11 protein-coding genes are annotated in these 12,246 nt (G+C 60.2%); 6 read left to right on the top strand and 5 right to left on the bottom strand.

All coding sequences use genetic code 11. From position 1 onward, the window contains the following. The first annotated feature begins 34 nt into the window (after positions 1-34). Positions 35-2,035, top strand: coding sequence for an alkyl/aryl-sulfatase (locus tag HFP51_RS06710; RefSeq protein WP_176874979.1), 2,001 nt, complete (start codon positions 35-37; stop codon positions 2,033-2,035). Positions 2,036-2,176: 141 nt separating this feature from the next. Then, complete coding sequence (locus HFP51_RS06715; protein WP_176874980.1) at positions 2,177-2,650, top strand: hypothetical protein; 474 nt, start codon at positions 2,177-2,179, stop codon at positions 2,648-2,650. A gap of 562 nt (positions 2,651-3,212) precedes the next feature. Here the strand turns inward: HFP51_RS06715 and glmU are convergent. Next, positions 3,213-4,592: a bifunctional UDP-N-acetylglucosamine diphosphorylase/glucosamine-1-phosphate N-acetyltransferase GlmU gene (gene glmU / locus HFP51_RS06720; protein WP_176874981.1), complete on the bottom strand. Its 1,380-nt coding sequence runs from the start codon at positions 4,590-4,592 to the stop codon at positions 3,213-3,215. Between the two features lie 81 nt (positions 4,593-4,673). On the opposite strand from glmU, the gene HFP51_RS06725 reads away from it, so the two are divergent. Next, positions 4,674-5,345: an HAD-IA family hydrolase gene (locus tag HFP51_RS06725; protein WP_176874983.1), complete on the top strand. Its 672-nt coding sequence runs from the start codon at positions 4,674-4,676 to the stop codon at positions 5,343-5,345. Positions 5,346-5,370: 25 nt separating this feature from the next. Here HFP51_RS06725 and HFP51_RS06730 read toward each other — a convergent pair whose 3' ends face one another. From HFP51_RS06730 to HFP51_RS06745, 4 genes are read right to left on the bottom strand one after another with little or no spacing between them, the layout of a single operon-like run. After that, positions 5,371-6,387 carry a nucleotidyltransferase family protein gene (locus HFP51_RS06730; protein WP_176874985.1) on the bottom strand — a complete coding sequence of 339 codons (1,017 nt, stop codon included), beginning with the start codon at positions 6,385-6,387 and terminating at the stop codon, positions 5,371-5,373. After that, a complete protein-coding gene (locus tag HFP51_RS06735; protein WP_176874987.1) occupies positions 6,384-7,244 on the bottom strand; it encodes an HprK-related kinase A in 861 nt (286 codons plus the stop codon). Before HFP51_RS06735 ends, HFP51_RS06730 begins: the two co-directional genes overlap by 4 nt. Continuing rightward, positions 7,241-7,522 carry an HPr-rel-A system PqqD family peptide chaperone gene (locus HFP51_RS06740; RefSeq protein ID WP_176874989.1) on the bottom strand — a complete coding sequence of 94 codons (282 nt, stop codon included), beginning with the start codon at positions 7,520-7,522 and terminating at the stop codon, positions 7,241-7,243. Before HFP51_RS06740 ends, HFP51_RS06735 begins: the two co-directional genes overlap by 4 nt. A gap of 19 nt (positions 7,523-7,541) precedes the next feature. Beyond that, positions 7,542-7,964 (bottom strand): hypothetical protein, encoded by a 423-nt coding sequence (locus HFP51_RS06745; RefSeq protein WP_255454924.1) that lies wholly within the window; start codon positions 7,962-7,964, stop codon positions 7,542-7,544. Between the two features lie 84 nt (positions 7,965-8,048). Here HFP51_RS06745 and HFP51_RS06750 point away from each other — a divergent pair, with 84 nt between their 5' ends. The 3 genes from HFP51_RS06750 (at position 8,049) to pstA (ending at position 12,176) form a co-directional block, all read left to right on the top strand. Beyond that, the gene (locus tag HFP51_RS06750) at positions 8,049-9,356 is read left to right on the top strand and encodes an ATP-binding protein (protein ID WP_176874991.1); all 1,308 of its coding nucleotides are present in this window, start codon (positions 8,049-8,051) and stop codon (positions 9,354-9,356) included. Between the two features lie 189 nt (positions 9,357-9,545). Then, complete coding sequence (gene pstC / locus HFP51_RS06755) at positions 9,546-10,880, top strand: phosphate ABC transporter permease subunit PstC (RefSeq protein ID WP_370462954.1); 1,335 nt, start codon at positions 9,546-9,548, stop codon at positions 10,878-10,880. Then, positions 10,881-12,176, top strand: a complete 1,296-nt coding sequence (pstA, locus tag HFP51_RS06760) for a phosphate ABC transporter permease PstA (protein ID WP_176874995.1) — start codon at positions 10,881-10,883, stop codon at positions 12,174-12,176. The last annotated feature ends 70 nt before the right edge of the window (positions 12,177-12,246 follow it).

Here is a 12,246-nt window from a genome sequence, read left to right on the forward strand (position 1 = left end):
ATAAGAGAAAGAAAAAAGCAGAGGGAGCCGGCACATGAGGGTAGCGCGCACATTTTGGAATTCAGCAGGCATGGGCCTCGCACTGGCGGCTGTCCCGTCTAGCGCACAATCGCCGTCCATTGAGACGGGTGCCCTTCGCGAAGCCCCAGCCGCTGGTGTGGCGACCGAAGCAACCCGACGCGCCAATGCTGCCATTGCCGCACGCCTTCCGCTCGCCGACCAATCCGATTTTGTCGATGCACGCCGCGGACGCATTGCGCAGATCGAGGGTGAAGCAATCCTGGCTGAGGACGGGTCGGTAGTCTGGCCGATTGCCGGCCAAGCCTTTCTGTCCGAGGATGCTCCGGATACGGCCAACCCGTCTTTGTGGCGGCAATCGGTTCTGACCGCAGAGCACGGCCTGTTCGAGGTCACCGAGGGTATCTGGCAGATCCGTGGCTACGACCTGTCCGTCATGACGATTATCGAGGGCGAGACCGGCTGGATCATTGTCGATCCTCTCACCACGACGGAGACCGCCGCGGCCGCATTGGCCCTTGTCCAGGAAACGCTGGGCGAACGACCGGTTACCGGCATGCTCTACACCCACTCCCATGCCGACCATTTTGGTGGTGCGCGCGGAATACTCGATGAAGAAGAGATTGCAGCACGGAATGTTCCGGTGCTGGCGCCGATCGGGTTTTCGGAAACCGCCGTCGCCGAAAATCTGCTCGCCGGCCCCCATATGAGTCGGCGCGCAACCTTGATGTTCGGGCAGGTCATCCCGCCCTCGCCTGAGTCTCATATCGGATCCGGCCTTGGCCCCGGCATTCCGCAGGGTTCAGTCAGCCTGGTCCTGCCGACTGAAGAGATATCGGGTCGCGGCACGCGGCGGACGATCGACGGGGTGGAGTTTGAATTTATCGACGCCGCCGGAACCGAAGCACCGGCCGAGTTCATGTTTTACCTGCCAGCAAGCCGCGCGCTGCACACAGCCGAAGTCGCCACTGGCACGCTCCATAATGTCCTCACCATGCGCGGCGCGCGAGTGCGCGATTCCCTCGCCTGGAGCCGGGCCATCGATCATGTGCTGATCCATTATGGTGCGCAGTCGGATGTGGTGCTCGCCTCGCACCACTGGCCAAGCTGGGGCACGGACAATGTCATCAGCTTTCTCAGCGGACAGCGCGACATCTATCGCTACATCCACGATCAAACACTGCGCCGGGCGAATAGTGGCGCGACAATGATCGAGGCAGCCGAGGCGATCAGCGAACCCGATTTCACGCGCGATGCCTTTGATACACGCGGCTATTATGGGACGCTCAATCACAACGCCAAGGCCGTCTATCAATTCTATTTCGGCTGGTGGGGCGGTGTGATGGCCGAATTCAACCGCCTGCCGCACGCCGAATCCGCGGCTCGCTATGTCGAGGCCATGGGCGGGCGGGACGCTACGCTGGATCGTGGGATCGCTGCCTTTGATAGCGGCGATTATCGCTGGGCATCGGAAATCCTGAACCATCTCGTCTTCGCCACTCCGCAAGACGAGCAAGGGCGGACCTGGCTTGCCGCAGCCTATGAGCAACTCGGCTTCCAGGCAGAGAGTGGCCCGTGGCGCAGCTATTATCTCGGCGCGGCCAGCGAGCTGCGTAACGGCGTCCCCGATGCTGGCGGAGCGCGGCTCGGCAATGCGGACTTCCTCCGCGCCGTCCCGACCTTGGACATGTTCGACATGCTCGCCTCCCGCTATGCGCCGGAACGGCTGGATCGGGATCCGTTCGCGGTGAATTTCGTGTTCCGGGATACCGGCGAGACAATAGGCGTCGAGATCGGTCGCAGCGTGATCGTACCACGCGACCAGGGATCCGAAACACCAGCCGCTACACTCACGCTCGATCGGCCGAGCTTTGAAGGCATGCTGCTTGGAACGGCGACACCGGCTGCTCTGATGCAATCGGGCGCATTGGAGATCAGTGGCGATGGCACGGCTGTCGCGGGATTTCTCGGCTTACTCGAGCAGCCGACCTTCTGGTTCGCGACTGCCACGCCTTAGGTGACTGCAATCTGGGTAGATTGTGACTCCACCGAAACAATCTGCTAACCTTGCGTGGCGAGCCGAGCGACCGTCGCGTTTCTCGAGCGGCGCGTGCCCGAGAGCTATAAGCCGGGCTATGGGGACTAAGGGGAGATAATTATGAAAAATCTTGTGGGAGGCGGCATGCTTGCCGCCGCGCTTTTCTGCGCGAGTACGGCACAGGCCGAAAACTTCACCTATGAAGTCACCTGGGGTGATGTGAACATGGTGGGTGGCATTGGCGCCGATGGAACCTGGGGCCGAGGCGGTACAGTCTCAGGCACCTATGTGACTACGCTTGCAGATGGCGGCGCCATTAACGGCACGATCAGCTGTGTCGGCATGGACCAAGCACCATCGGAAAGCGTGTTCGCGCTGACCTTGGCATGCGATGCCACGCGGGAAGGCGCGAGCGAAGCCACGGCGATCGCCTATGGCTGCAACTATCTCGGCGAGCGAGGTCCCGATACCGCTTTGGGCTGTGTCGGCGGCATTCGCAATGCAGAAGGCGACGCGGCTCCTCGACTGGGTTCGGTAACAATGCATTGGCATTCGGCGACCGCAGCCCATGGCACAGGACAATGGTACGAATAACCACTGCTAACTGACATTCTGCCCGCCATATTGCGTCCTATCGGTCGCGATATGGCGGGTAAATTGCATCCGCCTAACGCGCTGCGCGAGCCCCCAATTTGCCCCGCCTTGGCAATCTAAGCCTTTGCTCCGACTGACATCCAGACGGCGTCGATCGGGTCCCATGCGTGACCTGCGACACATAATCCCCTGCAAAAACTGTGAGGCAGCGCACAGCTCCCTTTGTCCAATCGCCGTAGAACAATCTTCGTAACGAGGGACTTCCCCCTCAGTGACGGAGAATGACAATGCATTACGCTTTGACTTCAGTGTTCGCGGCCGCTGCCACCCTCACCTGTTTTGGCAGCACGCTCGCGGTCCTCAGCTTCTAACCACCAACCCATTCAACCCAACTCAGGAGAATTATCATGGCCTATATTCTTGCAGCATCGGCTACCGCAGTCAGCTTCGGAGCCACCCTTATGCTCATGGCCGCCTAGTGCGACCCACAGTTCGCGGTGCCTGACCGGGAGAATCCCTTTCCCTTCCGGTCGGGCCCGCGTCGTTTCAATTGTAGTGAAGACTAGTCCTTTGACGCCTTTTTGCGCGTCATCACATCCCGAAATTTTTTGGCCCAGCCGGGTTTTGCGCTCTGCTCGCCGCGGGCAACGCCCAGCGCATTAGCCTCGACATCCCTCGTGACGACCGATCCGGCGCCAACAATGGCGCCATCGCCAACCTTCACGGGCGCGACCAGCGCGCTGTTCGAGCCGATAAAGGCGCCCGCGCCGATCTCGGTCTGATATTTGAAGAAACCATCATAATTACAGGTGATTGTACCGGCACCAATATTGGCGCCCGGCCCAACGGTCGCGTCACCCAGATAGGTCAGGTGACTGGCCTTGGCCCCTTCGCCGAGCACCGCTTTCTTCATCTCGACGAAATTGCCGACCTTGGATCCCTGCTCCATGACTGCCCCGGGACGCAGCCGTGCATAGGGGCCGACCGAGCAACCCGGACCGATTGATGCGCCCTCGATATGCGAGAAAGCGTGGATCGTTGCGCCATCGGCAACTGTGACGCCCGGCCCAAAGCGGACCTGCGGTTCGATGGTCACGTCGCGGCCAATCTCGCTATCGTGACTGAACCAGACCGTAGCCGGATCAACCAGGGATGCGCCGCCAGCCATGATCGCAGCCCGTTTCCGTTCCTGCCAGTCGCGTTCGACATCTGCGAGTTCAGCACGGCTGTTAATGCCCGCAACTTCCCAGGCATCGGCTTCGATCACCGCGCTGTGCCGCCCATCATTCTGGGCCACCATAACCATGTCCGGTAGATAATATTCGCCCTGCGCATTATCGTTGCCGACCTGATCGAGTAGCGCGAACATATCGCCGGCGCGCGCGACGATCAGCCCGCTATTGCAGAGATTGACGGCGCGCTCGCTCTCGCTCGCGTCCTTGAACTCAACCATCTTTTCGATCCGGCCCTCGCCATCGGCAATGATCCGGCCATAAGCCAGTGGATCATCCGGACGAAACGCCAGAACAACAGAGGCTGGGGAATCGTCCGCATGGAGCCGATCCAGCATCGCTGCGACGGTTTCTGCGCACACCATCGGCACATCGCCAAAGCATGCGAGAACATCACCTTCGAAATCCTTGAGCGCCGAGCGCGCCTGCATAGCCGCATGACCAGTTCCCAGCTGCTGTTCCTGCAAGGCTATGTTGGCGCCGCGCTCGGCAACGAAAGGTTCGACCTCTTCGCGGCCGACGCCAAGCACGACAACCGTCTGGGCAGGTTCCAGCCTGTTCAGCGAATCCATCAGATGGCCCAGCATTGGTTTACCGGCGATCGGGTGCAGCACTTTGTGGCGCGCAGATTTCATGCGCGTGCCTTTGCCGGCCGCCAATATGATGGCGGCGAACGGGCCGGGCGTTTCTATCTTGGTCGTTTCGCTCATTACGCTGGGCGGTCTGCCAGCAAATGCTTTCCATTTCCATAGCCCTATCAATTCCGGGCCTGAACAGGCATGGGCGAGCGCATGGCAGACTTCCCTTTCGATATTGTCGGCTTTGATCTCGACGGCACCTTGCTCGACACCAGTGACGAGCTCACCCTTTCGTTGAACCATGCCCTATCGACAGTCGATATACCGCCTCTCACTCAGGCTGAAGTGCGGCCAATGGTGGGGCTTGGAGCCAAGCATATGCTGCGCATGGGACTCCGGGCATCTGGCGCTGGAGACGATGCCCTGGCGGACCGTTTGCTCCCGATACTGGTCGATCATTATGATGCGCATCTGGGCTCGGGATCCCCACCATTTCCGGGGCTGATCACGGCGATGGATGATTTGGCCGACGTCGGAGTGCGCTTTGCGATTGTCACGAACAAATATGAACGCCTGGCCGTAAAGCTCTTGGATAAAACGGGTTTTGCAAGACACTTTGAGGCGATCATCGGTGGCGACACTCTGCCCGGCGGCAAGCGCAAGCCAGATGCAGCACCCATTCTCCAGATGATCAATCGATCCGGCGGCGGGCGCGCGGCTTTTATCGGCGACTCAATCTATGACGTCGAGGCGGCGCGCAATGCCGGAATCCCGAGCGTCGTCGTCAGCTTCGGATTTCTGCATCAGCCGGTCGAGGAGCTCGGCGCCGATGCGGTGATCGATCATTATGATGCACTTGTGCAGACGCTGCGCATACTCAGCTAGGCCAACTGCGCGCGACTGAGAGGCTCTAGCTCTTTCGCCATTTGGTCCAAAGATGCCGCGCGAGCATCAGCGGCGGCATCCGCAGCCAATGCGATCGAACATAGAAAGCAAGGCGAGTGCCCTTGCGTGTCTCGCGGCCCCAGTCATCGCGCGCCAGCAAGCGGCGAATATACAGTGCGTCGCCTCTCCGGCCCCGCCCAGCGACATCGCCATCGACCGGTGTGCCATAGACGGCCTCGGCCAGACGCACGGCCCGAGCCACCGGCTTGGCCAGCTCATGCCGGCTCGCCCGCTCGCTAAGCGCCTGCCAAAAACCCGCCTGTTCGCCAAAATCGCGCAGCAACCGATCGATATCCCAGAGATTGCGCAACCCACCGGCCAAATCGCCATCCGCAAACAAATGGGCTGCGGCGTGGCAGATCATGTCGGCTGGTGAGAGGATGTAGAGGCCGTTTTCCAGCTGAACCGCGTCATCGAGCATCGCTTGCGGATCGGGCGTCGGGCCGGCCGTCAGCGGCAGGATAGTGTGGTGGACATCAATCATCCGATCGCGTTCGTTGTGAATGAGCGGTGGCAGCTCATGCATGTGATCGCGATAATAGGCATCATCATATTCGTCGTCTTTCACCCATTCCCAGCCACCCCGATCGATGAGGGCGCGTTCGACATCATCCAGCGCATCGCGCCGCACGAGAATATCGAGATCCCCGATCGACCGTCCGATCCCCGGCGACAGCCCGGCGGCCACATAGGCCGTACCCTTGAGCAGCACGACGGGCGTATCGAGCGGCGCAAGCACGCGGCGCGCCATCTCCGCTTCCCAAAGCGCCTGGCGCCTGCCGATATCGGCCGATCGGCGCGTGTCCGCGAACAACCGCGCAACGGAGTCTGGCAGATCGAGGCCGTCCAGCCGGTGTGCAAGCGTGCCGATCAACTGCTCGGCACGGGCCATGGTGATCAGCGCTGTCCAGCCTTGCGATCCCAGTCCGGCGGTCGATGACGGGTCGCTAAGCGCGCGTGTAAGGATGCCCGCATCCATCATATGGCAAGCTCCGCCCAGAGCTGCTCGACGCTTTCTATCGCTGCATTCGTATCGGGATAATCGACGGCCCGCGTCGGGATTGTCTTCACCAGCTTCGCCAGCGCATCAAAGCCTGGCTCCCCCAGCGCGACATAATTGGTCGAGGCCTGGGTCAAGCGGGCAAATACCTCTGCCTCGCCGATTTTGCGGACCTCCGGCGCATGGCCGAAGCGCGGGAACAACAGCAATGCCGGTTGCGCTAGCTGCTCCATCTGCGCAATCGCACTATCGGGCGGCCTCAGATGGCGGATATCACCCTTGGGCGTATCGTGCATCAGCGGCCCCAGTCGTTCTGCATCTACCTGCCCGTCAAACAGCCCTATCGCCTCATTCTTCAGGCTGACGAGCCTTGGAAAGGCGTGGATCGCGCCCGTCTCAAGGTCGAGCAGCGCAAACTCATCGCCCATGAAGCGCCAGCCGCGCTCGCCGAGCAGTGCGGAAAGCGTCGATTTGCCGGCTCCGGACTCTCCGGTCATCAGCAGCGCCTTGCCATCCCGTTCAACGGCCGAAGCATGAAGTAGAAGGTATCTCCGCTGGCCGAGTGCCATTTGCAGGTTCATTCCCATCTCCGCACCAAGCATGCCATGCGCAAGCGAGAGCGGCGCGGCATCGGGCAGCATATAATCGCCGCCGATCATGACAGAAGGTCGGATCAGCTTGCGCCAGGGTCGCTGGGCAAACAGGCGAACCGTGAAATCAGGGATCTCGGGTTTTGGATAGCCGCGATACAAGGCTCGCATCTGGTCTAGCGGCTCGCGCCAATCCGATCCGATCCGGAAGCCCGTCTGCCCGACGGTGACAGAAAAGCTGTGCTTCATGTCCGCCATACCAGTCCGGCCGCTTCGAGTTCATCGATCCGCGCCGCCAGCGCCTCGGCCAGGTCACCGCTATCGGCAAAGTCATAAACGCGCTGGAGTCGGTTGAGCAACGCACCGGAATCCGCCGGGCCTTCGCCCAATGCATCCAGGATCTGCGGCGCTGGTGGGGCAACAATATGGGTGAGGCCCGAGGATCGATGAAAGATCAACGCAACGCCATCCAGCTCCACCAGGCGCCGGGCCTCAGGCGGATCGGCGCGATAGACGGGTGCGGTCATAAGGGATCTCGAAGGAGCGCTAGCTCCGCGACATCTGGATCGATGCGTAGCAGGTAAAGCCGCTCTGGCCGGACTGCAGGCGGCGAATATAATTGGTGTAAGCTTGGCTCTGGTCATAGCCATAGCCCGGGATTCGACCACCACCCAGCACGGCATCGCGAACTTCTTCGCCAATCAAATTGCGGCCCGGCGGCGGAAAGGCGCCCGGTGTTCCGGGTGGAACAACCGAACCGTCCGCAGCGATATAATTGCCCATCCGCCCAGGATCAGGAATCGGGATCTCGCACGCCATGACCGAAATCTGCGTTTGCGCCAGCGCGGGACGCACGGTGACAACCGTCGACGCAGCTGCAGCGCCAAGCGCCAGCACCTGGCGCCTGCCGGGCTTAGTCATACCAGTTTCGCCTGTTTCAGGCGGCGTATCGTCGCTCGTACCGGTCATGCGTTCCTTCCTGCGTTGCCATCCTGATGCTAGTCATTCTCGCACCGACTGGCGAGTGTAACAATAGCGCTGTATCAGGACATCATGGGTCAGATAACGCCTCTTCGCGCAATTGTCGCGCTGTTAACCACCTTTGGCCTTGGCTTGATTGCCAATTCTTTGGGTGCCGCACCGATTCCGGTCATATTGGCCTGTATTGGCGGTATTGTGGGGGGTTTGGTGCTATTTGGGTTCCAGGCTCCGGCAATCGAGGAAGTTGACCCTGAACCGGTTCAGCTTCCCGAACCGATTGCCGATGAATCGCTGTTTCCCACGCTCGAAGAATTGATGAACGCAATTGACGATCCGAGCCTCTTGATCGTCGGTCGCCGCGTAACCAAAGCCAATCCCGCCGCTGAAGAGCTGCTCGGCACCCACATTGTGGGCGAAGATGTCAGGCTGGCCATCCGCCATCCCGCAGCCGCCGAACGACTGACGGGAGAAGCCGGCACCGAAGAATCGCGCGTCGCAATGGAGCTGGTCGGCATTGGACAACGCGAACGGCCGTGGGAGCTCATCATTCATGAGTTGAAAGGCAATGCCCGCTTTGTCCGTCTTGCCGATCGCAGTGGCGCCCATGCCGCCGAGAAGATGCGCGCCGATTTCGTTGCCAATGCGAGCCATGAACTACGCACACCGCTCGCTTCGCTACTTGGGTATATCGAAACACTCCAGGACGGTGCCGCCAAGGACAAGAAGACGCGCAATCGCTTTCTTGAGATTATGCAGGGCGAGGCCAGCCGAATGCAGACGCTGATCGGCGATCTCATGTCACTTTCCCGCATTGAAGCGGAGAAATATCGTGCACCGGAAGAAGACATCGCGCTTGGGCCGCTGATCGAAGAGGCCTGCCAATCGGTCTGTGCCACACAAGGCGTCGAACGTGATCGTGTCGAGATAGAGCCGCATGACGATGAAGTACGGATCGCTGGCGATCGGGTGCAGATTGCCCAGCTGGTCAGCAATCTGGTCGGCAATGCGCTAAAATATGGCGCGCCGGAAGACCCGATTGAAGTCCGCTATGCGCCAATCTCCGATACGCTGGTCCGGCTGACGGTAGAAGACAAAGGCGAAGGCATTGCGCCGGAACATCTCCCGCGCCTGACCGAACGTTTTTACCGCATTGATCCGGGCCGAAGTCGTTCGCTGGGCGGGACTGGGCTTGGCCTCGCAATCGTCAAACATATCGTCGAACGCCATCGCGGCCGCCTCAATATCGAGAGTGAGTTGGGTGCGGGCACGATTGTTAGTGTCGATTTACCGAAAAAACCGTCTGCGTTGTCATCATCCCGTAACGAGAATGTCACAAAGGCGAGTGGTCCTTCATTGGTCGGCGCGCGTGATTCGCAATGACAAGATGACGGCCGGAATTTCGTTTCAATAGTTTCAATACCAAGTCAGATTTTGTGTGAGCTTCGCAGATAGGCCTTTGGGCAGCGGAGTTTGGGGTATCGAACCGATCGATGTACCGGTCGGAAGCAGGGATTGAGCAGGGCCGTGTCGATTTTCTTCTTGTTCATTCTGGTTCTCGGCTTTGCGGCCATGGCCTGGTTTGTGGCGCGCATGCGCGCGGCGCATCTGCGCCCGACTGACGGTACCCGCCCGCACTCGCTTCCGGGTTATCATGGCTGGTATGTCGCATTGTGGCTGGCCGTGCCGGCCCTCGCTTTTCTCGCTGTCTGGTCCGTGGTCATGCCGGGGCTTGTCGAGCAGGCGGTCCTTTCGACCAGCGCAGCGCAGCAATTGCCGGTTTCCGAGATCGAGCGCACGGCGATTTTAGGCGAAGCCCAAGCGCTGGCCGATGGATCGCTACGCGCCGCCTTCAACTCTGAAGCAGAGGCCCTCGTACCGGCATTCCAGGAGGCTTCTGGCTTTTACGGTGTCATCGGCATTGTCGCGACAATATTGCTCGCCTTTGCCGGTGGAGCCTTCGCGTTCCTCAGGGTTCGTCCAGATTTCCGCGCCCGCAACCGCGTCGAGCGCGTGGTCATGTGGGTGCTGCTCATCGCATCACTGATCGCGATCCTCACGACGATCGGGATTGTTGCATCTCTATTGTTCGAAACGATGCGATTCTTTGAGCGGATATCGCCGATCGAGTTCATCTTCGGCACCCATTGGAGCCCGCAATCGACGACGTTTAGCGACGATCCGGGTTCATTCGGCGCGATCCCACTTTTCTGGGGCACGATTCTCATCGGCGCCATTATCGCGATGATCGTTGCCATTCCGCTGGGCTTGATGAGCGCTGTTTATCTTACCCAATATGCGCCGGCCCGGGTTCGCTCGATCATGAAACCGGTGCTGGAAATTCTCGCCGGGGTGCCGACCGTGGTTTATGGCTATTTTGCCGCGCTGACCGTGGCACCGGCGGTCCGCGACTTTGCCGTCAATGTGCTCGGCGTCAGCAGTGCATCGTCAGAATCGGCGCTCGCAGCGGGCGTGGTGATGGGCGTCATGATCATACCGTTCGTCTCTTCGATGGCCGATGATTCTCTTGCCGCCGTACCAGGCGCGATGCGCGACGGCAGCTTGGCGATGGGCGCGACCAATTCTGAGACCATCAAGCGCGTTCTGATCCCCGCTGCCCTGCCCGGCATTGTCGGCGGTGTATTGCTGGCGGTCAGTCGCGCGATTGGCGAAACGATGATCGTTGTGATGGCCGCCGGGCTTGCCGCCAATCTGACGGCCAATCCGTTCGAGAGTGTGACGACCGTAACCGTCCAGATCGTTCAGCTGCTTACAGGTGATCAAGAATTCGACAGTTCGAAGACCTTGGCCGCCTTTGCGCTCGGCCTGGTTCTGTTCATCGTCACCTTGTTGCTCAACATCATCGCGCTCAGCGTCGTCAAACGATTCCGCGAGGCATATGAATAGATGAACACCTCTCTCGCCTCTTCCGAAGCCCGGAACCCAACCGACTGGGCGACTGACGCCATGCAGCGCCGGATTCGCGCGCGGTACCGCGCTGAAAAGCGCTTCCGCATCTATGGTCTGTTCGCCGTTTTGCTCTCCGCCGGCTTCCTCGCATTTCTGCTCATCACAATGATGTCCAGCGGCGCGCGCGGATTTACCCAAGTGCAAGTCGCCTTGCCCGTGGATTTTTCATCATCCGACATCTTCCTCGAACCAAGCCAGCTGGACGGCGAAAATCGCGATCAACTGCTTGCAGAGGCGGATTTTCAGGGATTGGCCCGGCAAGCCGCCATCGCCGCTTATGGCGAAGACGGTGACGCGCTGTTCTCTGGCGGCGCATGGGTCTCCCTGCGCAACGCAGTTTCCGAAGACCCGACGCTGCTCACTCGCCAGGAAACACTCTGGCTTCCAGCGTCCACCGAGGTCGACTTTGCCGCGCGCGGCGATGCAGGAGCGCGCCAGAGCGAAGAACGATCGGCAATGATTGATCGCTATGCAGAGCTCGAAGAAGCGGGTCAGGTGCGGCGCGCACTGAGCTGGACCTTCCTGACTATGGCGGATTCAAGCGATCCAACGCTTGCCGGAATATGGGGCGCACTGAAGGGCTCGCTGCTGACGATGCTCGTCACGCTCGCGCTTGCCTTCCCGATTGGCGTGCTCGCGGCGGTCTATCTTGAAGAATATGCGCCACAAAATCGCTGGACCGACATGATCGAGGTCTCGATCAACAATCTCGCCGCCGTCCCCTCGATCATCTTTGGCCTGCTCGGCCTCGCGGTGTTCATCAACACATTCCACCTGCCCCGATCCGCCGCGATTGTCGGCGGTCTCACGCTCGCCTTGATGACGATGCCGGTGATCGTGATTGCCGGGCGCAATGCCATCAAATCGGTGCCGCCATCGATCCGCGATGCAGCGCTCGGCGTCGGCGCATCGCCGGTGCAGGTGCTGACCCATCATGTGCTCCCGCTCTCGCTCCCAGGGATCCTCACCGGCACGATTATCGGAATGAGTCGAGCGCTTGGCGAAACCGCACCGCTTCTGCTGATTGGTATGCGCGCCTTTGTCGCGACACCGCCCGATGGATTCACAAATCCCGCCACCGTCCTGCCGGTGCAAATCTTCCTCTGGTCGGACGAACTCGATCCCGGCTTTGTCGAAAAAACATCAGCCGCAATCATCGTATTGCTGCTCTTCCTGCTTGCCATGAACGGTATCGCGATCTGGCTGCGCAACAAATATGAACAACGTTGGTGACATTATGAACGAAGCAACGGAAAATGCTGCCGAATCTCCGGATGAAACCGCCGCTGAAGCGCCCGAAGAG

Origin of the sequence: Parasphingopyxis sp. CP4, from assembly GCF_013378055.1 — a bacterium.
In the GTDB taxonomy this organism is placed as follows: Bacteria; Pseudomonadota; Alphaproteobacteria; order Sphingomonadales; family Sphingomonadaceae; genus Parasphingopyxis.